This is a genomic window from Nocardia halotolerans (assembly GCF_042650145.1).
Classification (GTDB): domain Bacteria; phylum Actinomycetota; class Actinomycetes; order Mycobacteriales; family Mycobacteriaceae; genus Nocardia; species Nocardia halotolerans.
The window spans coordinates 232252-255525 of record NZ_JBHSDL010000006.1 but is presented as its reverse complement, the minus strand read 5'-3'; the positions used below and the strand labels follow the sequence as shown (position 1 = coordinate 255525).

Annotated in this window: 23 protein-coding genes; 12 read left to right on the top strand and 11 right to left on the bottom strand. The window is 69.3% G+C overall.

The genetic code is table 11. The features are described from left to right. Positions 1 to 11 precede the first annotated feature (11 nt). The 7 genes from ACFO5K_RS06695 to ACFO5K_RS06665 all read right to left on the bottom strand — a co-directional run bounded on the left by ACFO5K_RS06695 (position 12) and on the right by ACFO5K_RS06665 (position 5210). Positions 12 to 683 (bottom strand): O-methyltransferase, encoded by a 672-nt coding sequence (locus ACFO5K_RS06695; RefSeq protein WP_378557371.1) that lies wholly within the window; start codon positions 681 to 683, stop codon positions 12 to 14. Positions 684 to 736: 53 nt separating this feature from the next. Beyond that, positions 737 to 1729: a WXG100 family type VII secretion target gene (locus ACFO5K_RS06690; RefSeq protein WP_378557368.1), complete on the bottom strand. Its 993-nt coding sequence runs from the start codon at positions 1727 to 1729 to the stop codon at positions 737 to 739. A 2-nt stretch (positions 1730 to 1731) separates the two neighbouring features. After that, the gene (locus ACFO5K_RS06685) at positions 1732 to 2061 is read right to left on the bottom strand and encodes a type VII secretion target (protein WP_378557365.1); all 330 of its coding nucleotides are present in this window, start codon (positions 2059 to 2061) and stop codon (positions 1732 to 1734) included. A gap of 110 nt (positions 2062 to 2171) precedes the next feature. Continuing rightward, positions 2172 to 2699: a YbaB/EbfC family nucleoid-associated protein gene (locus ACFO5K_RS06680; RefSeq protein ID WP_378557362.1), complete on the bottom strand. Its 528-nt coding sequence runs from the start codon at positions 2697 to 2699 to the stop codon at positions 2172 to 2174. Between the two features lie 117 nt (positions 2700 to 2816). After that, positions 2817 to 4538, bottom strand: a complete 1722-nt coding sequence (locus ACFO5K_RS06675) for an urease subunit alpha (RefSeq protein ID WP_378557359.1) — start codon at positions 4536 to 4538, stop codon at positions 2817 to 2819. Positions 4539 to 4586: 48 nt separating this feature from the next. Then, positions 4587 to 4898 (bottom strand): urease subunit beta, encoded by a 312-nt coding sequence (locus tag ACFO5K_RS06670; protein WP_378557356.1) that lies wholly within the window; start codon positions 4896 to 4898, stop codon positions 4587 to 4589. Positions 4899 to 4907: 9 nt separating this feature from the next. After that, complete coding sequence (locus ACFO5K_RS06665) at positions 4908 to 5210, bottom strand: urease subunit gamma (RefSeq protein ID WP_378557353.1); 303 nt, start codon at positions 5208 to 5210, stop codon at positions 4908 to 4910. A 222-nt stretch (positions 5211 to 5432) separates the two neighbouring features. Between ACFO5K_RS06665 and ACFO5K_RS06660 the strand changes: the two genes are divergently transcribed. Then, a complete protein-coding gene (locus tag ACFO5K_RS06660; RefSeq protein ID WP_378557350.1) occupies positions 5433 to 6023 on the top strand; it encodes an exonuclease domain-containing protein in 591 nt (196 codons plus the stop codon). A 4-nt stretch (positions 6024 to 6027) separates the two neighbouring features. On the opposite strand, the gene ACFO5K_RS06655 is transcribed toward ACFO5K_RS06660, so the two are convergent. Beyond that, positions 6028 to 6447: a PaaI family thioesterase gene (locus ACFO5K_RS06655; RefSeq protein ID WP_378557720.1), complete on the bottom strand. Its 420-nt coding sequence runs from the start codon at positions 6445 to 6447 to the stop codon at positions 6028 to 6030. Between the two features lie 345 nt (positions 6448 to 6792). On the opposite strand from ACFO5K_RS06655, the gene ACFO5K_RS06650 reads away from it, so the two are divergent. Continuing rightward, entirely contained in the window at positions 6793 to 7305 is a 513-nt protein-coding gene (locus ACFO5K_RS06650; protein WP_378557347.1) for a L,D-transpeptidase, read from the top strand. Between the two features lie 46 nt (positions 7306 to 7351). Here the strand turns inward: ACFO5K_RS06650 and ACFO5K_RS06645 are convergent, their stop codons facing one another. After that, a complete protein-coding gene (locus ACFO5K_RS06645; RefSeq protein ID WP_378557717.1) occupies positions 7352 to 8338 on the bottom strand; it encodes a MerR family transcriptional regulator in 987 nt (328 codons plus the stop codon). Between ACFO5K_RS06645 and ACFO5K_RS06640 the strand changes: the two genes are divergently transcribed. From ACFO5K_RS06640 to ACFO5K_RS06630, 3 genes are all read left to right on the top strand, one after another. After that, the gene (locus tag ACFO5K_RS06640; RefSeq protein ID WP_378557344.1) at positions 8322 to 8954 is read left to right on the top strand and encodes a maleylpyruvate isomerase family mycothiol-dependent enzyme; all 633 of its coding nucleotides are present in this window, start codon (positions 8322 to 8324) and stop codon (positions 8952 to 8954) included. The two genes, ACFO5K_RS06645 and ACFO5K_RS06640, sit on opposite strands and share 17 nt — an antisense overlap. A gap of 1468 nt (positions 8955 to 10422) precedes the next feature. Then, a complete protein-coding gene (locus ACFO5K_RS06635; RefSeq protein WP_378557341.1) occupies positions 10423 to 11460 on the top strand; it encodes an alpha/beta hydrolase in 1038 nt (345 codons plus the stop codon). Continuing rightward, the gene (locus ACFO5K_RS06630) at positions 11457 to 12860 is read left to right on the top strand and encodes a WS/DGAT domain-containing protein (RefSeq protein ID WP_378557338.1); all 1404 of its coding nucleotides are present in this window, start codon (positions 11457 to 11459) and stop codon (positions 12858 to 12860) included. Before ACFO5K_RS06635 ends, ACFO5K_RS06630 begins: the two co-directional genes overlap by 4 nt. Before the next feature lies 1 nt (position 12861). On the opposite strand, the gene ACFO5K_RS06625 is transcribed toward ACFO5K_RS06630, so the two are convergent. Together ACFO5K_RS06625 and ACFO5K_RS06620 are read right to left on the bottom strand one after the other, a co-directional pair. Further along, a complete protein-coding gene (locus ACFO5K_RS06625) occupies positions 12862 to 14355 on the bottom strand; it encodes an APC family permease (protein WP_378557335.1) in 1494 nt (497 codons plus the stop codon). 51 nt (positions 14356 to 14406) lie between these two features. Further along, positions 14407 to 15108, bottom strand: a complete 702-nt coding sequence (locus ACFO5K_RS06620) for a hypothetical protein (protein ID WP_378557332.1) — start codon at positions 15106 to 15108, stop codon at positions 14407 to 14409. A gap of 111 nt (positions 15109 to 15219) precedes the next feature. Between ACFO5K_RS06620 and ACFO5K_RS06615 the strand changes: the two genes are divergently transcribed. From ACFO5K_RS06615 to ACFO5K_RS06585, 7 genes are all read left to right on the top strand, one after another. Beyond that, on the top strand, positions 15220 to 16266 hold the full coding sequence (locus tag ACFO5K_RS06615; RefSeq protein ID WP_378557329.1) for a FecCD family ABC transporter permease: 1047 nt from the start codon (positions 15220 to 15222) through the stop codon (positions 16264 to 16266). A gap of 251 nt (positions 16267 to 16517) precedes the next feature. Beyond that, positions 16518 to 17531 (top strand): FecCD family ABC transporter permease, encoded by a 1014-nt coding sequence (locus ACFO5K_RS06610; protein ID WP_378557714.1) that lies wholly within the window; start codon positions 16518 to 16520, stop codon positions 17529 to 17531. Then, positions 17528 to 18352: an ABC transporter ATP-binding protein gene (locus ACFO5K_RS06605; protein WP_378557326.1), complete on the top strand. Its 825-nt coding sequence runs from the start codon at positions 17528 to 17530 to the stop codon at positions 18350 to 18352. Before ACFO5K_RS06610 ends, ACFO5K_RS06605 begins: the two co-directional genes overlap by 4 nt. Before the next feature lie 72 nt (positions 18353 to 18424). Then, complete coding sequence (locus tag ACFO5K_RS06600; RefSeq protein ID WP_378557323.1) at positions 18425 to 18805, top strand: BlaI/MecI/CopY family transcriptional regulator; 381 nt, start codon at positions 18425 to 18427, stop codon at positions 18803 to 18805. Positions 18806 to 18869: 64 nt separating this feature from the next. Then, the gene (locus tag ACFO5K_RS06595; protein WP_378557320.1) at positions 18870 to 19808 is read left to right on the top strand and encodes a M56 family metallopeptidase; all 939 of its coding nucleotides are present in this window, start codon (positions 18870 to 18872) and stop codon (positions 19806 to 19808) included. A 255-nt stretch (positions 19809 to 20063) separates the two neighbouring features. Next, positions 20064 to 21533: a DEAD/DEAH box helicase gene (locus ACFO5K_RS06590; RefSeq protein WP_378557317.1), complete on the top strand. Its 1470-nt coding sequence runs from the start codon at positions 20064 to 20066 to the stop codon at positions 21531 to 21533. A gap of 181 nt (positions 21534 to 21714) precedes the next feature. Beyond that, positions 21715 to 23151, top strand: a complete 1437-nt coding sequence (locus ACFO5K_RS06585; protein ID WP_378557314.1) for a GuaB1 family IMP dehydrogenase-related protein — start codon at positions 21715 to 21717, stop codon at positions 23149 to 23151. Positions 23152 to 23274: the final 123 nt, after the last annotated feature.

The window sequence follows — 23274 nt, the reverse complement described above, 5'->3', positions numbered from 1 at the left end:
GAATCGGCCGGCTAGGCGGTCGGCCCGTTGACCACCGCGTAGGCGAATCCGTCCCAGCCTTTCGCGCCGACCGTCTGGATCACCGTCGCGTCCAGGCTCGGCTCGGCGGCCAGCAGCTCGACGAGTTCACGGCTGGCACGCACGTTCGGGTCCTCGGAGTGCTCGTCGGCGAGCCCACCACCGCGCACCACATTGTCGACGATGATCACCGACCCCGGGTGGGTGAGCCGCAGCGCCCACTGCACATAGTTGGCGTTGTTGACCTTGTCGGCGTCGATGAACACCAGGTCGAACGGTCCGGGCGCGTCCTCGGCGACACCGGGCAGGGTGTCGAGCGCGGCGCCCACCCGGATGTCGACCCGCTCCCCCACCCCCGCCCGGTCCAGGTTCTGCCTGGCGACCTTCGCGTGGCGCGGCTCGAACTCCAGGGTCACCACCGTGCCGCCGTCACCGACCGCGCGTGCCAGCCATTCGGTGCTGTAGCCGCCGAGGGTGCCGATCTCGAGCACCCGGCGCGCACCGGCGGTGCGGGCCAGCAGGTTGAGGAATTTGCCCTGCGGTGGGGACACATCGATGGCGGGTAGGCCCGCGTCCGCGTTCGCGTTCAGCGCGGGTGCCCCTTCCTCGCCCACGAGCGTGCTGATGAGGTAGTTGTCGACATCGGCCCAATCGTTGCTGGTCATATCCGCAGTCTGCCACCGGCCGGCCCACTCGCGCGGCGACCGCGCGGGGTGGGTCACTGTTTCGCGGTCTCCACCGCGGTGACACCGCGCACGAGCTGCACCGCACTCTGCGCCATCGACTTCGTGGAGATCAGGGCCTTGCCCAGTTCGATCAGCAGCTGCGACACGCTCGTCGCGGCCAGCGAGATGTCGAGCAGCGCCCGCGCGATGAGTGCGGGAGTAGCGGTGCCCGCCGACGCGATGAGCAGCACCGTCATCTCGGCGAGCATGCCGGCCAGGCTGCTCAGGATTTCGACGACGATCCCGCGTACCGTCTCGACGATGCCTTTCATCGCCTCGTTGCAGTCGGCCAGTACCTGGGCAACAGCGGCCTTTTCGGCGATCTGGCCGGTGAGCTCGGTCGCGATGGCGTGGTAGGCCACGGCCGTGTCGCCGACCCACTCACCGATGCCGGTGTCGAGCGCGGCGGCCCACTGCTCGGCGGTCGTGGTGAGCGATTCCGCGATCGCCGACCACGAAGCCGAGTACGCCTGCACCATGTCGGGGTTACCGGTGATCGAGTCCAGCGACTTGCGCATCGGTTCGACGTGCTCGAGCATCCAGGTCATCAGCTGGGTACCGAGGAAATTGAACGGGTCGAACTTGGCCAGGGTGGTGGTGCCCTTGATCGCCTTGCCGAAAGTTTGTGCCGCCGAGACCCAATCGGTGCCGGTGGCGGCGGCTTTGCTGATGGCATCGACCTTGTCGGTCACCGACCCGCCGGAGCCGAACGCCTTGGTGAGGCCGTGGTAGCCCTCGTAGGAGTCGCCGAGGAGGGTGCCTTTCATGACACCCGCGTTCACGTCGCCGCCGTCTTCGGCGCTCGGCCCGCCCACGTTGCTGAGCAGGAAGTTGCTCTCCTGGTAGTAGCTGTCGCGGTAGTCGGTTCCCTCGACCAGCAGGTCGTTCTCGGGTGCGGCCGCGTCGTCGAAGGTGTCGACCGCGCCGGGGATCAGGGCGGAGTTCTCGTTGAGGAACGTACCTGCCGCGTTGGGTCCGTCGGCCATTGTCAGTGGGCCCCGTCGATCTCGGCGGCAGTGGATCGGAGCTGACCGGCCCGCGTGGTGTCACACGTCTCGAAGGTGTCGGCGACAGTGCGCAACTTGCCCGGCATCGCGGCGGCGAGCTCGTCGAGTTTCGCGAGCGTGCCGGTGATGTCGTCGTGCAGGGCGTTGAGCGTGCTCACCGCATACGGTTTCACCAGCAGGCCGTACCCGTCATCGGCGTGGGCGAGGTAGTTCGCCGCCTCCAGCGCCTCGGCCACCCCGCCCGACACGGCGTCCACCGCGCAGGCGTGGGCCCTGACGGATTGCGGATCGACATTCACCACACCGGCCACGCTGACTCCCTCCTCCGGCGAACCCGGTCGAGTCCGCAACTGTCTCGATCTGATTGGACGCGGCTCGGGCCCCTTCGGTTCCACCGAAGTTCGCCGCAGGACAGCGGAAGCTATTGCAGCCAGGATCGGCGCTGGTAGAACAGGTCTTCTTCGGACGGCTCCTCGGGAGCGACAACCCGGTCACGGTCGGGTTTGCGACCTGCCGGTGGTGCGGGCGGGACCGGCGCCCACGCGGCGGCGGGCGGGGGCGGCGGGGGTTCCGGGGGTGCCGGTTGGTCGGTGTCGGGAAACCGGTCGCAGTACTGGCTGATAATGGTCGCGCCCGCCTCGTCGGTGCCGACCACCTCGTGCACCAGGCCGGTGACCCGGTCCCGCAGCCGCGACTGGGCTCGGCGCGTGCACGCCATCAGTTCGGTCGCGACCGCCGCGGGGTCCATGCCGCGCACCGCGGGGGCCAGGGTGATCGCGGTGGTCGAGCCGTTCGCGTCGACGGTGACACCGATCCGGCCGTCGGCCGAGGTGTCGGTGACGCTGACCTTGTCCACCTCGGCGTGCAACCGCTGATACCGCTCGGCTTTGCGTTCGAGGTCCTGCGCCCAGCGCGCGAGATCTTCGGCGGCGTTGTTCAACTCACTCATCGGCGATGTCCCCTCCGTCCGTGGTCCGGCACTGCTGTGGCGAGGACGCACCGAAACCCGCCCCCACTCGGATCGCGCCGAGATTACCGGACCCGCGCGCGGGCACGCACCGGGCCCTCAGAACAGGAAATACCGCTGGGCCATGGGCAGTTCGGTGGCCGGATCCTCGGCCCACACCTCGCCGTCGACGCGGACGGTGAAGGTGTCGGGGTCGACGTCGATGCGGGGCATGGCGTCGTTGTGGCGCATGTCGGCCTTGGTCACCCGCCGAACGTTCTTGACGGGCACCAGCTTTCGGCGCACGTTCAGCCGGTCGGCGAGCCGGTCGTCGATCGCCTGCTCGGACACGAAGTGCAGCGAGGTGGCCGCCGCGGCGGGCGCGGCGGCGCCGAACATGGGTCGCGGCAGCACGGGTTGCGGGGTGGGAATGGAGGCGTTGGCATCACCCATGGCCGCCCACGCGATCATCCCGCCCTTGAGTACGGCGTGCGGGCGGACACCGAAGAACGCGGGCTCCCACAACACCAGATCGGCGAGTTTGCCGACCTCCACCGAACCGATCTCGTCGTCCAGTCCGTGCGAAACAGCCGGGCAGATGGTGTATTTCGCGATATAGCGCTGCACGCGAGCATTATCGGCCGCGCCGTCGCCGGGCAACGCGCCCCGGCGGCGTTTCATCACGTGCGCGGTCTGCCAGGTGCGCATCACCACCTCCCCGATCCGGCCCATCGCCTGGGAATCCGAGCCGATCATCGAGATCGCGCCCAGGTCGTGCAGGAGATCTTCGGCGGCGATGGTGGACGGGCGGATCCGCGATTCGGCGAAGGCCAGGTCCTCGGGGATCGACGGGCTCAGATGATGGCAGACCATCAGCATGTCGAGGTGCTCGTCGAGGGTGTTCACAGTGTGCGGGCGGGTCGGGTTGGTGGAGCTGGGCAGCACATTGAGATGCGAAGCGACCGTGATGATGTCGGGCGCGTGCCCGCCACCGGCGCCTTCGGTGTGATAGGCGTGGATGCCGCGGCCCCCGATGGCGGCGAGGGTGTCCTCCACGAACCCGGCCTCGTTGAGGGTGTCGGAGTGCAGCGCCACCTGCACCCCCGCCAGCTCGGCGACCCGCAGGCAGGCGTCGATCGCGGCCGGCGTGGAGCCCCAGTCCTCGTGCAGCTTGAAACCCGAAGCGCCACCGCGCAACTGCTCCCACATCGATTCCTGGCTCACCGTGTTGCCCTTGCCGAGCAGCACGATGTTCATCGGCCAGTGGTCGAGCGCTTCCAGCATCCGCGCCAGATGCCAGGAGCCGGGGGTGACAGTGGTGGCCTTGGAACCCTCGGCCGGACCGGTGCCGCCGCCGACGAGAGTGGTGATGCCACCGCCGAGAGCCTCCTCCATCAGCTGCGGGCAGATGAAGTGGACGTGGCAGTCGATGGCGCCCGCGGTGAGGATGCGCCCGTTGCCCGCGATGATCTCCGTCGCCGGACCGACAACCAGGTCGGGGTGCACGCCCGACATGGTGTCGGGGTTGCCCGCCTTGCCGATCGCGCAGATGCGGCCGTCGCGGATGCCGAGGTCGGCCTTGATGACACCCCAGTGGTCGATGATCACCACACCGGTGATGACGGTGTCGGGTGCGCCGTCGGCGCGGGTGGCGCGCGACTGTCCCATCGATTCGCGCAGTACCTTGCCGCCGCCGAACACGGCTTCGTCCCCGGCGAGCCCCGGACCGCCGCTGCGGTCCTCGGTGATCTCGACGATCAGGTCGGTATCGGCGAGCCGGATGCGGTCGCCGGTGGTGGGCCCGAACAGTTCGGCGTAACGGGCGCGGCTCAGTTCGGTCATCGGCTCACTTCCGGGATTCGCGACGAACTGCTCGTCGCACGACATGTCTCACGCATCGAGTCGTCCCGGCGGGTTCGCGCTGATGCCGTAGACCTCGCGGGTGCCACCGATCGGGACCAGCGACACCCACTGCGGCAGGCCGGGTTCGAAACGCACCGCGGTGCCCGCCGGGATGTCGAGCCGGTGGCCGTGCGCGGCCCCGCGATCGAATGTCAAGGCGGCGTTGGACTGCGGGAAATGCACGTGACTGCCCACCTGCACGGGACGGTCACCGGTATTGACCACCTCCAGCTCGACCCGCACCGCGCCGGCGTTCAACGCGATCGTGCCCTCGGCACACAGCAACTCACCGGGAATCACGGTCCGCACCTATCCGATCGGGTGGTGGACGGTGACCAGTTTGGTGCCGTCCGGGAACGTCGCTTCGACCTGCACGTCGTGGATCATCTCCGGCACCCCGTCCATCACGTCGTCACGGGTGAGCACCGAGCGCCCCGACGACATCAGCTCGGCCACCGTGCGCCCGTCACGCGCTCCCTCGAGCACATGATCGGAGATCAACGCGATCGACTCGGGATGGTTCAGCTTCAATCCCCTGGCCTGTCTGCGCCGCGCCAGTTCGGCCGCGTAACTCAGCAGCAGCCGTTCCTGCTCGTGCGGCGACAAACGCATCGGGGTCTCCTCGAAGGATCGTGGTCGGTGTGCGACATTCTGGCACGACCGAGCGGGCGCGCGGGGCCCGCCGAGCCCGTGACCGGGGACGATGCCGAATCGATTAACGAGATGTTAACGAGGGAACGAATTCGGGCGAACACCTGAAACATCGGAACGCGCCGGCTCCCGTGCGCGGAAAACCGCTGGAGCTCAGCACTACCGGGCCGTAGCGTCACCGGCATGAACGAATGGACGGGGCTGCTCAACGTGGTCGACGTGGAAGCCACCTGCTGGGCGGAGTCGCCGCCGCCCGGGCAGGTCGGCGAGATCATCGAGATCGGGCTCACCGTCGTCGACCTCGGGACACGCACCCGGACCAGCAGGCACGGGATTCTCGTGCGCCCCGCGCGGTCGACGGTGAGCGAGTTCTGCACCGAGCTGACGAGCCTGACCCAGCAACAGGTCGACACCGGGGTGGACTTCGCCGAGGCGTGCCGGATCCTGACCACCGAGTTCGCGGCGGGGTCGCGGCCGTGGGCCAGCTGGGGAGATTACGACCGCAAGCAGTTCCGGGCGCAGTGCGCTGAGACCGGGGTCCCGTACCCGTTCGGACCGTCGCACACCAACGCCAAACAGGTCTTCGCCGACTCCTACCGGTTGCGCAAGCGACCCGGCATGGCCGGCGCGCTGCGCATCGCCGAACTGCCGCTGGCAGGCCGCCACCACCGCGGCGAGGACGACGCGTGGAACATCGGCGCCCTCGTCGTGGCGGTGCTCGAACGCGGCGACTGGCGGATCACCACCGAGGACCGGATCGGCAGCGGGGACTGAGCGCTCAGGCGGCCAGGTTCTGCAGGCGCACCTGACCGCGGGCGACCGTGCGCCCGTCGGCGTCGGTGATCACCACGACCCACAGCTGCTGGCTGCGGCCGCGGTGGATCGGGGTGGCCTCGCCGGTGAGCTTGCCCTCGCGCACGGCGCGCAGGAAGTCGGTGTTGTTGTTGACGCCGACGACCGAACCGCGTTCGCCGAACCAGACGCCGCCGCCCACGCTGGCGAGGGTTTCGATGACGGTGCAGTACACGCCGCCGTTCTGGATGCCCGCGGGCTGGTGCAGCTGTGGGTGCACCTCCCATTCGCCGCGCACCCGATCGGCGGAGATCTCGGTGTAGCGCAGACCGATGAGGTCGGTGAAGGTGCCTTCGCTCAGCTTGGTCATCAGTTCGGGCGTGACGTCGGCCAGCGACTGGGGCATTTCGCTCATGCAGTCCGGTTTACACCATCCGAATCGCCGCGCCGCGCGCGGCGGACGTAGCGGCGGACCCCGTCGAGATGACGGAGTCCGCCGCGGCAGGACAAGGGGGTCGACCGCAGCCCTCGGGACCCCGGCTCATCCGTACGCCGAGTTCACAGTAGGTCAGGCTTACCTAAGTAGTCAAGTGAACTCGCCAGTAGGAGCACCCGGAGCTTGCTCAACACAATCGCAATAATCCATGATCACTGCTACCTCTATGTTTCCGAGGCTTGTGTCGATGGTGGAAGCTCATGTTCTGGGCGTACGACGACCAGGGGGTGGGCGCGGCGAGAGAGGCAAGATTTCGTGAGTAGTAGTCGTATTCCCCGGTGGGCCGCGCAGGCGGCGATGTGCGCGGCGGTCGCCGGAGCCGCGGTCGCGGCCCCGGTGCAGGCCGAACCACTGTGGCCCGGCGGGCCCGATGTACCCGGCGTGCCCGCCATCGTTCCCCCGCCCGAACCGGAACCGGTGGTGGCGCCGTGCGGCGAACAGGCGCGCGCGTGCCTGCAGCTCTCGACCAACCAGGCATGGCTGATGGACAACGGCGAGGTCACCTACGGCCCCACTCCGATGTCACACGGCCGCCCCGGCTACGAAACCCCGCCCGGGGTGTTCGAGGTCGCGTTCAAGAAGCCGTTCCACTGGAGCACCCTGCACAACGCCCCCATGGAGTACGCGGTGTTCTTCAACGGCGACATCGCCTACCACATCGGGCCCACCGAGGAGCAGTCCCACGGCTGCATCCGCCTGACCCCCGAAGGCGCGAAGGCCCACTACGAGTGGCTCGAACCCGGCGACGTCGTCGAAGTCGTGCCCTGAGTTCACGTTCCAGCACGAGGGGAGGCCGGTCACCGGCCTCCCCTCGTCAGCTCACCGACGCGGCCAAGGCGTCGAACAGCCATAACTGAACGGCACCCGAGGACACCGGTACGCCGGTCAGAACCGCAGTGAGCTCCCAGTAGCGGCGAACCCGGCGGTCGCCGCCGGCCGAGTCCCGCAGCAGTCTGCGGCGAAAATCCGCCGTGTCGCGCTCGGCACGAGCGGTGGCGTGCGCGTCGACGTACTGATCGAGCTCCATACCAGGACCTGGCGGCGCCCCCGCGGCGACGAGGGGCGCGGCCGCCAGACAGGCATCCGCCACCGCCCGCAGCAGATACTCCTCATCGCGAACTCCAGCAGTGCCGCGATGGCGAACGGCATCCAGCATCGCCGCATCCAACGCTGGATCACCCACTGCCGCGACGAGTTCCGCGTAGACGATCAGCTGATCCGGCTCGATGCCCACCGGCGGCCCGGGGACGTTCATGTCGATGAAGTCGTGCACGACCGCGCCGCGCAGTGGCCCGAGCTGCCGACGCCAGAACCCGATCAGCGCGTCATGCGCTGCGCACGGGTCAGCCACCCCTGCAAGCAGATCCACGGCGTCGACCCTGCTGTGCGAGACACTTTCTGCGGCCGTCAGCAGTGCACTGCGGTGTCGCAAGGCGGCGAGTTCGGCTGCCACGGTGTCACGTTCGGCGGCGAGCACTTCGGACACGGTCCGCGCGCCGGCGAAGACATCACCGATGGCCGCAAGTCCGATACCGAGCGCACGCAGTCGGCGCAGCGAGTTCAGCCGCTCGACCTCGGCGGGCTCGAACACACGATGCCCGCCGGAGGTGCGGCGAGCCACGAGCAGCCCTTCGTCGCAATAGAACCGGATCGTGCGTACGGCGACACCTGTGTGGTCGGCGAGTTCACCGATCGTCAGATACGCGTTGCGGGCCACTTCTGCTTGCACCTCCACCCGGGTGGAGCTTCTACGGTACCGGCGACCCCATGAAGGAGAATTCGCGATGACCGAACAGCACATCACCGACGAAATGATCTGGCAGTCCGTCGCCCGGGAACGCACCACCCTCGTCGAGCTACTGAGAGGGCGGCCCGAAACCGCATGGGATACCCCCTCGCTCTGCGACGGCTGGCGGGTCCGCGACGTCGTGGCCCATCTCGTCCTGGCCACCCGCTACACCCTCGGCTCGATCCTGGTGGGCCTGATCCGCGCCCGGGGCAACATCGACCGTTTCGTCCGCGACTCCGCGATCCGGCACGCCGAGCGCACCCCCACCGCGGACCTGCTGGCCGAACTACGGGCAGTCATCGACTCCCACGTCATCCCGATCGGCACCGCACCGATCGACCGTCTGATGGACCTACTCGTCCACGGCCAGGACATCGCCGTTCCACTGGGTGTCGAGCGGGTGATGCCTCCGGCCCCGGCCCAGTGGTCACTCGAGCGCGTCTGGACCATGGGCAAGCCATTCCATGCCCGCGAGCGCCTCGCCGGCTATGCGCTGAGCACCACCGACACCGGTTGGAGCACCGGCACCGGCACCCCGCTCGCCGGCACCGCGGCGGAACTCCTGCTGGTCGCCACCGGTCGAGTCTCCGCCGCTCAGCAGATCAGGTCCGCGAGCGGTCGCCGATAGAGCAACTGGTCCGAGCCCGGGCAGTGATCGAGCCGCAGGGGCACGCAGCCCGTTCCGGTGACCCCGCTTTTCAGGTCTTGCATTCGGCGCTGTCGCTGTAGGGGCGCACCGCGGGCGCAGAACTCGCCAGGGGGCTTGACGGGACAGGCGGACGTTTGTTGTCGCTGTGACACGTTCGGTGATCTCCACAGGTCACGGCCGAATACTTGGTGACGTTCGCCAATTTCGCCCGGTTGTTTCCAGCGAGAAGCACATCGAGGCATTGTGGAGATCGGTGGAATTGCTTGCCGCCACAAAAGTCGGCGGTTAGGTTGGCCGCATCACAACAGAGTTCTGTTTGTGAACTATCGATTGCGCAAGGAGATTCACCATGGGTTCACTCACCGAGTTGATGATGGCAGCAATTGCGGGCCTGGGTTCTGCGGCGGAGGGCGACGGCCTGCTGAACGTCTTCCTGGGCTCGGTCGAGGCCTTCTTCCCGTAAACCGGGCGACTGCCCACATATTTCGACCAGATTATTCGTTCTCAACCAGGAGCAGGTAAATGGGTTCTCTCTACGAACTGTTGGCCACCGGCGCGGGCAGCCTCAGCGAAGCGGCGCTGCCCTTCGTCGAAGCACTGATCTCCGCGAGCGGCGGCACGCCCGGCGCGGGCAAGTAATCCGCACAGCGGTATCGGGGGCAGGCCGTATCTCGGCCTGCCCCCGAACTCGTTCACCGAGCGCACCGAATTGATAGCAAAACCGCAATACCGCGCAATGTGCCACCACAGTCCCGCAGCACCGCCGATCCAGACCCCTTGACGCCCCTCCGGCGAAGGTCCGCGACCTGGTCATTACTGTGCCAGACAGTCGCCGTAACCACAGGTCACACCTAGGGCGGCCCGCTCACCTCGACGATCTCCGAACCCCTTCCATCAGGAAGGAAAAAACGAACGAAACAGCGAAAGTGAAACATTCGGTTGCCACTAGCACCGCGCGGGGTTACGTTACCAACATCACATCAGACACTGACTGTGATCTGTAGCCCACACCGGGGTTCGGCCCCCGCGCACTGGGCCGCATGACAACGAAGCAAGGAGATTGACCATGGGCTCGATCGGCGAGTTGCTGACCATCGCGGTCACCGGACTGGGTTCCGCGGCGGAGGGCGACGGCCTCCTGTCGACGTTCCTCGGCTCGGTGGAAGCGTTCTTCCCCTAAATCGTCCAAGTCGACACTTGCTCGGCATCGATCCACCCCATCATCACCAGGAGCAACAATGGGTTCTCTCTACGAACTGCTGACCACCGGCGCGGGCAGCCTCAGCGAAGCGGCGCTGCCCTTCGTCCAGGCACTGATCTCCGCGAGCGGCGGCACGCCGAGCCCCGGCAAGTAACACCCGTTTCACCAGTTCAGCGCGGTGTGGGGGCCGACCACACGCCGGTCGGCCCCCACACCACCCGAGAAGTCAGCAGGCTCGCACCACCCATGAACGATCACAAGCTCCGCCCCCTCCTCTCGGCCGCCTGCGCCGTGGCACTGGCCTCGGCGCCGGTCGTCGTCGACGGCGCGCAAGCCTCGGCCGTGCCCGGCGCGCACGTGGCGAGCCAGACCCGCCAGGGTCAAACCGTGGACATCAGCGTCTACTCCCCCTCGATGGATCGCACCATCGCGTTGCAGGTGCTGCGCCCCGCCGACACCTCGACGCCGGCGCCGACGCTGTACCTGCTCAATGGGGCCGGTGGCGGCGAGGACTCGGCGAACTGGGCAGGTCAGACCGATGCGGCGCAGTTCTTCGCGGGCAAACACGTCAATGTGGTCACCCCGATGGAGGGTGCGTTCAGCTACTACACCGACTGGCAGCGGCCCGACCCCGGGCTGGCGAAGAATCTCGACAACAACGGCGTCAACCAGTGGACGACGTTCCTCACCCGCGAGCTGCCGCCGGTGATCGACGCGACCTTCGCCACCACCGGCGTGAACTCGCTGGCCGGCATCTCGATGGCGGGCAGTTCGGTGCTCGACCTGGCCATCCAGGCGCCCGAGCTCTACCGCAGCGTCGCCGCCTACAGCGGTTGCGCGACCACCAGCGACCCGGTGGGCCGCGAGTTCGTGTCCCTGGTGGTGCGCCTGGGCGGCGGTGACGCCGAGAACATGTGGGGCCCGGACAACGATGCCGCCTGGCGCGAGCACGACCCCTATGTGCAGGCGCACCGATTGCCCGATATTCCGATCTATATCGCCGCCGGTTCCGGATTACCCGGTGTGCACGACACACTCGCCAATCCGCGCGTGCACATCGAAGGCAAAAGCGCCAATTCAATTCTGACCAATCAAATGCTCGTCGGTGGTGGAATCGAAGCGGCTACGATGTATTGCACGGTGCGTCTCGCACAGCGCACACAGGAACTCGGTCGCACGAATATCACCTACAATATCCGGCCGACCGGGACGCATTCCTGGGGATATTGGGAGGACGATCTGCATTCCTCGTGGCCGATGATGGCGACAGCTCTCGGAATATGAGCGGATCCGCCCTCCGGGTCCGCGCGCAACGATTGGCGCCACGCGACGCGGTATTCGTCTACGACGAAACCGACCGGCATCTGTCGCACTTCCTCGCCGTGTATTTCTTCGGCGCCGGAACCGAACCGCTCGATGCGGCGAGCATCCGCCGATGGGCCCAGCAACGGCTCGGGCATGCCCCGCTGTTCACCAGGCGCCTGCGCCGCACCCCCTTGGAGCTGGATCTGCCCTATTGGGTGCCCGACCCGTCGATCCGTGTCGCCGATCATGTCGTGTTCGACCGCCCCGGCGCGGGGACCTGGGCCGACGCCAAGACACGCATCGCCGAACTGGGCGCGGTCCGAATGGATCTGACGAAGCCACCGTGGGAGATCCAGGTGCTCGACCGGATCACCGCGGTCCCCGGCCTGGGCGAGGCGACGATCGTGGTGCTCAAACTCCATCACAGCGCCTGCGACGGCATCGCGACCAGGCAACTCGAAACCAAGCTGTTCGGTGCCGCGCCCGCACCCGAGCTCGACTTCGGCGGTGCGCGCACCCTCACCTCGGCGGTGCGCTCGGCCGGCGCGTTCGCCGCGGCACCGGCGCGGTTCGCCGCCGGACTGCTCAGGACGCGAGCGGAGGAGACCACGGCCGACGACCTCGTCGCCGAGCGCCCGGCCACCCGCTTCAATCGCGACATCCACGCCCCCCTCACCCTCGACACGGTGACGCTGCCGATGGCCGAGGTGCTCGCGGCGAAGGCGGCGGCCCCGGGGCGCACCACGATCAACGACCTGCTGCTCACGACCGTCTCCGGCGCGCTGGCCACCTACCTGGCCGAGCACGACGAGACCCCGGCCGCGTCGCTGGCCGCGATGGTCCCGATGTCGATGCGCGCGGTGGCGCACTGGGATTCGGCCAATCAGCTCAGCCAGATGTTCGTCGACCTGCACACCGGCCTGGCCGACCCGGTCGAGCGGCTGTGCGCGATCCGGGAGTCGGCGCGGCGTGCCAAGGCGCGCGCCGCCGAGCCGGCCACGCTGCGCGCCGAGTCCCGCGTCGACACCGCACCAGCGTTGCTGCTGCGGGCCGCCGGGTGGGCGCGAACACTGCGCCGCTTCGACGACGCCACCACGGTCGCGCTGAGCAACACCACGATCAGCAATGTGCCGCGGGTGACCGACGCCCTGGCGTTCTGCGATCGGCCGCTGGTCCGGGTGCTGGGCGCGCTGCCGACCCACGACGGCGACGGCCTACGGCATCTGATCACCTCGCAGGGCGGGGAACTGGCGATCACCTTCACCACGAATGCGGCGATGATGCCCGATCCCGGCCACTACGGCGAACTACTGCTCGGCTCGTTTCGCGAACTCGGCGACGCACTTGCCGCACAGGCGGTACCGCAGGTTCGGGACTGACTCAGTCGGGTGGTTCCTGGGCGCCTTCTTCGGTCTCGACCACATCGGGTGCGACTTCACGGGTGGCCATCCCGCCGTCGCCGCCCTCGTCGCGAGGGCCGGGCCGGCCGCCTCGGGGTTCCTCGGCGGCGTTGTCGTCGGGCTTCTTCGTTCCGGTCATGTGCCTCCTTCTCGGTCGTGGGCCGCTGTACCCGTTCGTGGCCGTTTCATCGCGGCGCCCGGCGCGTGCCGCGTTCACCACCGCGAGCACCGTGCCGAGCGCGAGCAGGAACAGTCCGCGCAGCCAGACCTCGCCGTCGATCCGGGTGAACAGGAACAGACACGACGCCAGCCCCAGCAAGGGCAGCACGGTCGGGATCCGGAAGTGCCCGGGTTCGCCGGGGTCGCGGCGCAACGCGAGCACCGCGGCGTTCGCACCGGCGAAGACGAACAGCAGCAGCAACACCAGCGTGGCGGCCAACGAGTCCACTTCACCGGTGAGGCCGAGCAGCAACGACACGGCCGACGTCGCGACGATCGCCACCCACGGTGTGCGCCGCTGGGGCAGGACCCGGGCCAGCACCGGTGGCAGCAGACCGTCATCGGCCATCCCGTAGGCCAGCCGCGAGGACATGATGCCGGTGAGCAGTGCGCCGTTGGCCACGGCCACCAGCGCGATCACGCTGAACAACCAGTCGGGTACGTCACCGGCCACCCGCACGACCTCGAGCAGCGGGCCACTGGACCGCGCCAGCTCCTCGGTGGGCACACTCGCACCGGCGACGACACCGATCAGCACGTACACCACGCCCGCGGTGAGCAACGCCCCGAACAGCGCCGTGGGATAGGAGCGCCGCGGGTCCCGGACCTCCTCGGCCAGGTTCACCGAGGTCTCGAACCCCACGAAGGAGTAGAACGCCAGCACCGTACCGGCCAGGACCGCACCGACCGCACCGTGTTCGGCGGTCCCCACCTGTGTGAGCCGGCCCAGGTCGGCGTCACCGCGCACCATCACCCACGCGCCGAGCCCGATGATCAGCAACAGCCCACCGAGTTCGATCAGCGTGGCCACCAGGTTGGCGCCGAGCGATTCCCGGATGCCGCGAATGTTGAGCGCGGCCAGCACGATCAGGAAGATCACCACCACGACCAGCGTCGGTGCCGAGATCAACGCCTGCAGGTACTCCCCCGCGAACGCCCTGGCCAGCGCACCCACCGACACCACGCCCGCGGCGAGCATGCAGAACCCGATGAACGACCCCGCCGCGGGACCGAACGCCGTGGTGACGTAGTGGGCCGACCCGCCGGCGCGCGGGTACTTGGTGGCCAGCTCGGCGTAGGAGCCCGCCGTGAGCGTGGCCAGCACCAGGGCGACGAGCAGCGGCAACCAGACCGCCCCGCCGGATTCGCGCGCGACCGCGCCGACCAGCACGTAGACCCCGGCGCCGAGGATGTCTCCGAGGATGAAGAAGTACAGCAGGCGCGTGGTCACCGCCCGCTTCAGCACGACCGTCATGCCGGGCGGTGTACCCCGTCGACCTCCGTCGAAGCAGCGACCGGCGTGGGCTCAGCGCTGCGGGCCGCCGGTACGCCGCACGGGCAGACCCCGCTCCTCGAACGCGGCCAGCAGCAACTGCCCGCGCCGCGCACCCACGGCGGCATCGGCGCGGCCCAGATCGGGTACGTAGGTCGCGGCGCCGATCACCGATTCGCCGACCAGCGCCCAGAACCGGCGCGCGGGCAGCCCGGAGCAGCGGGTGAGCACCGATTGCAGTGGGGTGAGCGAGGAGGCGCAACGCTGCGCGAGCCAGACCGCCATCGCGGTCTCACACGGCAGCGCGACGGTGCCGGGTTCCTCGGGCATGCCGTCGATCACGCGAATCGTGGTGTCGGACAAGCCGGCCCAGTCGATGCCGCCGTCGTTGTCGTGATGGATCCACAGGTTGTCGCGGCCCGGATCCCACGCCTGCCCGTCGAGCACGAACAGTGCGGTGACCCGGCCGACGGCAGCGTGGATGAGGGCGGTGGCCACCACTTCGGCGGCGATGTCGTCGTTGATCATCTCGGCCGCGTGGCGGCGGAACATCAGCTCGACGCGCCCCTCGGAGAGCCCGTTGGGGACATGCCACCACCGCCGTTTGCCCTGTTCGGCCATCGCCGCCATCGCGTAGACGCGCGGATGCTCGGGTTGCAGGGCTTGCAACCGGGCGCAGGCGCGATCGAACGCGGTGGCGGTGCGGGTCGCAGTGGTGGTGCCGGGCTCGGGCATCGAACCTCCTCGAACGGTTGGTTCCCGTGACGATGATGTCTCGGAACATAGGTTAGGCTTACCAGACTTAACAAGTCGCGTCCGGTTTCGAGGCAGGAGAAGTTCGTCGCCGTGATCCACCCTGGCACCGTCAGACGTCGTCGTCTGACCGGGCTTGTCCTGCTCGCTGTCCTGCTCACCGTCGCGGTGGTGGCCAGCATCGCCATCGGCACCCGCTCGCTCACACCCACCACGGTGTTCGACGCGCTCATCCACGCCCTCGGCTGCGACAGCGGCCCGTTCGGATGCCCGGCCCGCTCCACCGACGAGGAAATCGTGCGTGAGCTGCGTCTGCCGCGCACCGCGTTGGCCCTGATCGCCGGGATGGCGCTGGGCGTCGCGGGCGCGCTCATCCAGGGGTATACCCGGAATCCGCTGGCTGATGCCGGATTGTTGGGACTCAATGCCGGAGCCGGATTTCTTGCGGCGCTGAGCATCTTCCTCTTCGGTTTCACCGCGCCCGCGCAGTACATCTGGTTCGCTTTCGCCGGCTCGGCGATCGCGGGCGTGATCGTGTTCGGCGTCTCCTCGATCGGCGGCGGCAAGGCGAGCCCGCTGAGCCTGGTACTGGCCGGCGCGGCGGTCACCGCGTTTCTGCAGGCGATGACCAACGCGGTGATCGTCGTCGACAACGCCGCCCTCGACACCTATCGGTTCTGGGTGGTCGGCACGGTGAGCGGCCGCGAAGCCGACGTGTTCTGGCAGGTGCTGCCGTTCCTGCTGGTCGGGATGGCGATGGCCGTCGCGGCCGCGCCGGGGCTGAATCTGCTCGGCCTCGGTGACGACGTGGCGCGCGGACTCGGCGTCGACATCGCGCGGGCGCGCGCGTTCGGATTGTTCGCGGTGGTGCTGCTCAGTGGCGCGGCCACCGCCGCCGTCGGGCCGATCGCGTTCCTCGGACTGGTGGTGCCCCACATCGCGCGCCTCGTCACCGGACCCGACAACCGGTGGCTGATCCCCTACTCGGCGCTGCTGGGTGGGGTGCTGCTGCTGGTGGCCGATGTGGCCGGGCGAGTGGTCGCGCGCCCGGGCGAACTGCAGGTGGGGGTGATGCTGGCGGTGATCGGCGCACCGTTCTTCCTCGCATTGGTGCGTCGTAAGAAGTTGGTGGCGTTGTGAGCGGGATCGAAACGGGCGAGGTCGCGGATCGGGCCGACGACGAGCGGGCGAAGGCCCCTCGGACGCGTGCCGATTCCGGCGCGAATCGACTCGGTGCGGGCCGAGCCGGCACCGATCACCACGGCACCGATCACCACGATGCCGATCACCGCGACACCGACCGCACGGGCGCCGACCGAGCTGCTGCCGACTTACGCAAGGTGCGTCCCGCACTGCGGGTCGGGCCCGTGTCACTGGTGCTGCGGCCGGTGATGCTCACCGTCGTGGTGGCTCTCGCCGTCGCGGTGTTCGTGCTGTTCTGCCTCGATATCGCCGTGGGCGACACCAACATTCCGCTGGGCAGCGTCCTCGATGTCCTCGGCGGGGGCGGCTCCCGGGCGCAGCGGTTCATCATCCTCGAATCGCGGTTGCCGCGCGCGCTCACTGCCGTCGTCGTCGGCGCGGCACTCGGCCTGTCGGGTGCGCTGATGCAGTCGATTCTGCACAATCCGCTGGCGGGCCCGGATCTGCTGGGCATCACCACCGGCGCGAGCGTCGGCGCGGTGGCGGTGCTCGTCGCCAGCGGGGGCGCGACCACCGGACTGATCGCCACCGTGGGCACCCCGCTGGCCGCCCTGACCGGCGGGCTGCTCACGGCGGTCGTCATCTATCTGCTGGCCTGGGGACGCGGGGGCGGCGGCCGCGGCGGTGTCACCGGGTTCCGCCTGGTCCTGATCGGCATCGGCGTCAACGCGGTGCTGATGTCGGTGATCAGCTGGCTGCTCACCCGGGCCACCCTCACCGATGCCGCACGCGCCCAGGTCTGGCTCAACGGCTCGCTCGACGCCGCCGACATGTCGAGTCTCGTGCCCGCCGTGCTCGCCTTGACCGTGGTGACCGTGGTGGCGCTGGTCTCGGCCCGCACACTGGCCGCGCTGCGCCTCGGCGAGGAATCGACCCGGGTCCTCGGTGTGCGGATCCAGTCGCAGCAGGCACTGCTCATCGGGGCGGCCGTGGTGGCCGCGTCGGTGGCGACCGCGGCCGTGGGTCCGGTGGGGTTCGTCGCGCTGGCCGCACCGCAGATCGCCCGGATGGCCCTGCGCTGCCCAGGGGAACCGCTCATCGCCTCGACGCTCACCGGCGCGGTCCTGGTCGCGGGGGCCGACATCATCTCGCGCACCCTGCTGCCCGTCGACCTGCCGGTGGGCATCGTCACCGCCGCGCTCGGCGGACCGTTCCTGCTCTACCTGCTCGTCCGCATGAACCGGAAGGCCACGCTCTCATGACCAGCCCCACCCATCGCCTCGCCGCCGACACCGTGTCCCTCGGCTACGGCGACCGGGTGATCGTCGACGGGCTCACCCTCGACATCGCCCCCGGCGTGGTCACCACCGTGATCGGCCCCAACGGCTGTGGCAAGTCCACCCTGCTGAAGTCGCTGGGCCGGTTGCTGCGTCCGCGCGAGGGCCGGGTGGTGCTCGACGGCAAGGCGATCTCGTCGATGAAGACCAAGGACGTGGCGAGGGTGATCGGCATGCTGCCGCAGACCCCGATCGCGCCCGAGGGCCTCACCGTCGCCGATCTCGTCGCCCGCGGACGGCATCCGCACCAGTCGTGGTTGCGGCAGTGGTCGGCCGACGACGAGTCCGAGGTCGCCGCCGCGCTGGCCCAGACCGGCATCGCCGAGCTGGCCGACCGCACCCTCGACGAACTCTCCGGCGGCCAACGCCAGCGCGCCTGGATCTCGATGGCCCTGGCGCAGGGCACCGACATCCTGTTGCTCGACGAACCGACCACCTACCTCGATCTCGCGCATTCGCTCGAGGTGCTCGACCTGGTGGACCGGCTGCATGCCGAATTCGGGCGCACCGTGGTGATGGTGCTGCACGACCTCAACCTCGCGATCCGCTACAGCGACGAGCTCGTGGTGATGAACGCGGGCCGCATCGTCGCCCAGGGCAAACCGGCCGACATCGTCACCGCGCCACTGCTGGCCGAGGTGTTCGGTCTCGAGGCCACCGTGCTCACCGATCCGGTGTCGGGGCGGCCGATGATCGTGCCCATCGGCACCCGGCACGTGCACGGCGCGCCGGGGTATGACGAATAACACACCAGCAAACCGCCCGTTACGACAAACTGTAGTACGCATCTTTGTCGTTGAGTCCGTAAAATCGGTGGGATGGCAGGTCTCGGCGAACTCGAAAAAGCGGTGATGGACCAGTTGTGGTCAGCCGACGAACCGCTCACGGTGCGGCAGGTCCACGAAGCACTGGCGGCGCGGCGTGAGCTCGCGTACACCACGGTGATGACCGTGCTGCAGCGTCTGGCGAAGAAGAATCTGGTGGTGCAACGGCGCGACGATCGCGCGCACCGGTACGCACCGGTACACAGCCGAGACGAGCTGGTCGCGACGTTGATGGTCGACGCACTGCAGCAGGCCGACGCCTCGGGCAGCCGGACTGCGGCGCTGGTGCACTTCGTCGAACAGGTCGGCAAGGACGAGGCCGATGCCCTGCGGGAGGCCCTCGCCAAGCTCGAATCCGGGGAAACCAGCGACTAGACTCCCTGGCGGCTCTCACAATGAGGTGAGCGCCCCTGGCCCCACAACGCAGTGAGCAGAGTCGATGAACGCAACCGCGGCAGTCTTCGCCGCTCTCGCCTTGCTACTCGCAGGGCCGGTACCCGCGTTGCTCAGTCGCGCCACCTGGGTGCATCGCACGCCGCGCGCGGCGCTGGTGTTGTGGCAGGCCGTCGCGCTGGCCGCGGTGCTCAGTGCCTTCGGTTCGGGGTTGGCCATCGCCAGCCTGCTGCTCGTGCCCGGCCCCGACGGTAGGCCCACCACCTCACCCACCCGCGAGATCGACGCGCTCGGTCTGCCGTTGTGGACGGTCTACGTGCTGGTCTTCGCACTCACCCTGATGGTCGGCGCGCGGCTGATGTTCTCGATCGTGCGGGTGGGGATCCACACCCGCCGACGCCGGTCCCGGCACCGGATGCTGGTCGATCTGCTCGATCAGAGCGGTCCGGTGCGTCGAGCCGCCGACATCCGGGTGCTCGCCGCCAGCGAACCGATCGCCTACTGCCTGCCCGGGCTGCGCCAGCGGGTGGTGCTCAGCGAAGGCACCCTGACCAGCCTCGCCGACGCCGAGGTCACCGCGATCGTGAGCCACGAACGCTCCCATCTGCGCGCCCGTCACGACCTGGTACTCGAGGCGTTCACCGCCGTGCACGAGGCGTTTCCGCGGGTGGTCCGCAGCAAGGCCGCGCTCGGTTCGGTGAAGCTGCTGATCGAACTGCTCGCCGACGACTCCGCGGTGAAGGTGACGGGCCCGAAACCGCTGGCGCGCGCACTGGTCACCTGCGCGAAATCCACCGCACCCCAGGGCGCGCTCGCCGCGGGCGGACCGACCACGCTGATCCGCATCCAGCGCCTCGCCGGGCAGACCGGCGACGTGAGAGTCGCCACCGCCGCCTACGTCGGTTCGGCCGCCATTCTGGTCGTGCCGACCCTGGCCGTCGCGGTGCCGTGGTTGCAGGAACTGAGCCGGCTCTTCCACGGCTGACCTGGCGATCCACGCCCCGGACCGGCCACTGACCCGGCTGCGCCGAACAGGCCGCACCGCCGGCGTCCGCACTCGCGCGCCCGCGCCGATCCGACACCCGATGACCAGCTTGTTTACCCACCCGAGGCCGATCACGCCTATCCTGGGAGATCGGTCCTTCCTGCTGGGCCGCACCCCGTCCACGCGCTCGTGCGTATTCGGGTAATCGGCGCCGGTGATCTTCCAGCGCGATTCGCAGCCCAACGAAAGGCCATTTTGTCCAACTCTTCGCGTCCTGACCTGTCCTTCGTCGAACTAGGTCTGCCTGTCGCGCTGGTCCAGACCCTGCGCAACGCCGGCATCGACAAGCCGTTCCCCATCCAAGCCGCCACCATCGGTGACGCCCTGTCCGGGCGTGACGTGCTCGGCCGCGGCCCGACCGGCTCGGGCAAGACCCTGGCCTTCGGCCTGCCGATGCTCACCCGTCTGGCCGGTTCGCCGTCCCAGCCCGGCCGCCCGCGCGGTCTGGTGCTGGTGCCCACCCGCGAACTCGCCACCCAGATCGAGAAGGCCCTCGAGGAGCCCGCCCGCTCGCTGGGGCTACGCGTGGCCTCCGTGGTCGGCGGTGCGCCGATCAAGCGTCAGGCCGACCGCCTGGCTCGCGGCGTCGACCTGCTCATCGCGACCCCCGGCCGCCTCGACGACCTGATCAAGCAGCGCAACGCCGACCTGTCGGATGTGTCGATCACCGCGCTCGACGAGGCCGACCACATGGCCGACATGGGCTTCCTCCCCCAGGTCACCCGGCTGCTCGACCGCACCCCCAAGCAGGGGCAGCGCCTGCTGTTCTCGGCCACCCTCGACGGTGATGTGGACAAGCTGGTCAAGCGCTACATGAACAACCCGGTCACCCACTCGACCGCGCCCGCCGAGGCGTCGGTCAGCACCATGACCCACCACCTGCTCTACGTGCGTGACAAGAACATCAAGCGCACGGTGGCCACCGAGATCGCCGCCCGCGACGGGCTCACCATCATGTTCGTGCGCACCAAGCACGGCGCCGACCGCCTGGCCAAGCAGCTGCGCGGCGCCGGTGTCGACGCGGGCTCGCTGCACGGCGGCAAGGCCCAGAACAACCGCGTGCGCACCCTGGCGGCCTTCGCCGACGGGTCGGTGCCGGTGCTGGTCACCACCGATGTCGCCGCCCGCGGCATCCACATCGACGGCATCTCGCTGGTCGTGCACTTCGACCCGCCCGCCGAGCACAAGGCCTACCTGCACCGCGCCGGTCGCACCGCGCGGGCGGGCGAGGACGGTGTGGTGGTCACGCTCGTCACCGACGAGGAGCGCAAGGACGTCGCCGCGATGACCCGTAAGGCGGGCGTGCGGACCGACGGCGTCGACGTGCGCCCCGGTGACCAGAAGCTGGTGTCGATCACCGGCGCCCGCAAGCCCAGCGGTATCGCGCTGGCCACCCCGGTGGCGCCCGCACAGCCGGTGCGCTCGGCGAACGGCGGCGGTCGCACCCGGCGCCCCCGCGCCGGGGCACCTACGGGCGAGGCCGGCCACGGGCACAGTCGTGGCGCGGGCGCACCGCGACGCGAGCGCCCGGCGGGCGAGGCCCGTACCCGCAAGCCCGCAGGTACCGGTGGACACGCCCGCACCGGCGACACGCCGACGAATTCGCGTCGTCGGAGCGCGCGTCCGGCCGCTCCGGCAGCCCGCCGCAACCGCTCGGCTACCTGAACCGACACCGCCGAATCCGCGCGTGGCCGAACCGTTCACGGTTCGGCCACGAGCCGTTCGCGGCCCCGAATTCCCGCCCGCGCGAGCACCCGTAACGACCACGGCCGACAAGCCGGGAACTCGAGCAGCCGCGCACCACGGACTCGCACACCGCGCTCCGCACAGGGCTATCATCGGCCAAGTGCGATTTCTTCCGGGACCCCAGCCGCCGTACGACCTGACCTACGACGACCTCTTCCTGGTCCCGAACCGGACCGATGTCGCGTCCCGGTTCGATGTGGACCTGGCCACCGTCGACGGCTCGGGCACCACCATCCCCCTCGTCGTCGCGAACATGACCGCGGTCGCGGGCAAGCGAATGGCCGAGACCGTCGCGCGCCGTGGCGGGCTGGTGGTGCTGCCCCAGGACCTGCCGATCCCCGCCGCCGCCGACACGATCGCGTTCGTGAAGAGCCGCTCGCTCACCGCCGACACCCCCGTCACCCTCGACCCCGACAGCGCGGTGTCGGACGCGGTGGCGCTGATGCACAAGCGCGCGCACGGCGCGGTCGTGGTGATCGAGGACGGCAAGCCCGTCGGGGTGGTCACCGAGGCCGCCTGCGCCGACGTCGACCGGTTCGCCCGGCTGCGCGAAGTCGCGGTCACCGATTTCGTGTCCGCCGCCATCGACGCCTCCCCCCGTGACATCTTCGACCGGCTCGCCGAAGCACGCGCCCACCTCGCCGTGCTCACCCACCCCGACGGCACGCTGGCCGGGGTGATGACCCGCACCGGCGCCATCCGCACCGGCATCTACACCCCCGCCGTCGACGCGGACGGCAAACTGCGCGTCGCCGCCGCCGTCGGCATCAACGGTGACGTGGCCGCCAAGGCCAAGGCACTGGCCGACGCGGGCGCCGACGTGCTCGTCCTCGACACCGCGCACGGGCACCAGGCGAAGATGCTCGAATCGCTGCGCACCGTCGCCGACCTCGGGCTGGGCCTGCCGCTGGTCGCCGGCAATGTCGTCTCCGCCGAGGGCACCCGTGATCTGGCCGCGGCGGGCGCCACCATCATCAAGGTCGGTGTCGGCCCCGGCGCCATGTGCACCACCCGCATGATGACCGGCGTCGGCCGCCCGCAGTTCTCCGCTGTCGCCGAATGCGCCGCCGCGGCAACCGAACTCGGCGTGCACGTATGGGCCGACGGTGGGGTGCGGCACCCGCGCGACGTAGCGCTGGCGCTGGCCGCGGGTGCGTCGAACGTGATGATCGGCTCCTGGTTCGCCGGCACCTACGAATCCCCCGGCGACCTGCGCGTGGACCGCGACGGCAACGCCTACAAGGAAAGCTTCGGCATGGCCTCCAAGCGCGCCGTGGCCGCCCGTACCTCCGCCGACAGCGGCTTCGACCGAGCCCGCAAGGCGCTGTTCGAGGAGGGTATCTCCAGTTCGCGGATGCGCCTGGACCCCGAACGCCCCGGCGTCGAGGACCTGATCGACCACATCTGCTCGGGTGTGCGCAGTTCCTGCACCTACGCCGGCGCCCGCACGCTGCCCGAGTTCCACGACCGCGCGGTGCTCGGGGTGCAGTCCGCGGCCGGTTTCGCTGAGGGACGGCCACTGCCCAGCGGCTGGTGACCCGGGCGCACGGCGGCCGATCCGAACGTCGCGGCGTTCGGGTCGGCCGCCGTCGCCGTCAGCGCGCCGCGCCGCTGACACATCAACGGTGGGCACCGATTACTATGGAGTTGCCGATCTCGG

Excerpts from the sequence above, each read along its gene's own strand:
- ACFO5K_RS06695 (WP_378557371.1), bottom strand. The coding sequence starts at position 683 with ATGACCAGCAACGATTGGGCCGATGTCGACAACTACCTCATCAGCACG.
- ACFO5K_RS06690 (WP_378557368.1), bottom strand. The coding sequence starts at position 1,729 with ATGGCCGACGGACCCAACGCGGCAGGTACGTTCCTCAACGAGAACTCC.
- ACFO5K_RS06680 (WP_378557362.1), bottom strand. The coding sequence starts at position 2,699 with ATGAGTGAGTTGAACAACGCCGCCGAAGATCTCGCGCGCTGGGCGCAG.
- ACFO5K_RS06675 (WP_378557359.1), bottom strand. The coding sequence starts at position 4,538 with ATGACCGAACTGAGCCGCGCCCGTTACGCCGAACTGTTCGGGCCCACC.
- ACFO5K_RS06665 (WP_378557353.1), bottom strand. The coding sequence starts at position 5,210 with ATGCGTTTGTCGCCGCACGAGCAGGAACGGCTGCTGCTGAGTTACGCG.
- ACFO5K_RS06660 (WP_378557350.1), top strand. The coding sequence starts at position 5,433 with ATGAACGAATGGACGGGGCTGCTCAACGTGGTCGACGTGGAAGCCACC.
- ACFO5K_RS06655 (WP_378557720.1), bottom strand. The coding sequence starts at position 6,447 with ATGCCCCAGTCGCTGGCCGACGTCACGCCCGAACTGATGACCAAGCTG.
- ACFO5K_RS06640 (WP_378557344.1), top strand. The coding sequence starts at position 8,322 with ATGACCGAACAGCACATCACCGACGAAATGATCTGGCAGTCCGTCGCC.
- ACFO5K_RS06645 (WP_378557717.1), bottom strand. The coding sequence starts at position 8,338 with ATGTGCTGTTCGGTCATCGCGAATTCTCCTTCATGGGGTCGCCGGTAC.
- ACFO5K_RS06635 (WP_378557341.1), top strand. The coding sequence starts at position 10,423 with ATGAACGATCACAAGCTCCGCCCCCTCCTCTCGGCCGCCTGCGCCGTG.
- ACFO5K_RS06630 (WP_378557338.1), top strand. The coding sequence starts at position 11,457 with ATGAGCGGATCCGCCCTCCGGGTCCGCGCGCAACGATTGGCGCCACGC.
- ACFO5K_RS06625 (WP_378557335.1), bottom strand. The coding sequence starts at position 14,355 with ATGACGGTCGTGCTGAAGCGGGCGGTGACCACGCGCCTGCTGTACTTC.
- ACFO5K_RS06620 (WP_378557332.1), bottom strand. The coding sequence starts at position 15,108 with ATGCCCGAGCCCGGCACCACCACTGCGACCCGCACCGCCACCGCGTTC.
- ACFO5K_RS06610 (WP_378557714.1), top strand. The coding sequence starts at position 16,518 with ATGCTCACCGTCGTGGTGGCTCTCGCCGTCGCGGTGTTCGTGCTGTTC.
- ACFO5K_RS06605 (WP_378557326.1), top strand. The coding sequence starts at position 17,528 with ATGACCAGCCCCACCCATCGCCTCGCCGCCGACACCGTGTCCCTCGGC.
- ACFO5K_RS06600 (WP_378557323.1), top strand. The coding sequence starts at position 18,425 with ATGGCAGGTCTCGGCGAACTCGAAAAAGCGGTGATGGACCAGTTGTGG.
- ACFO5K_RS06595 (WP_378557320.1), top strand. The coding sequence starts at position 18,870 with ATGAACGCAACCGCGGCAGTCTTCGCCGCTCTCGCCTTGCTACTCGCA.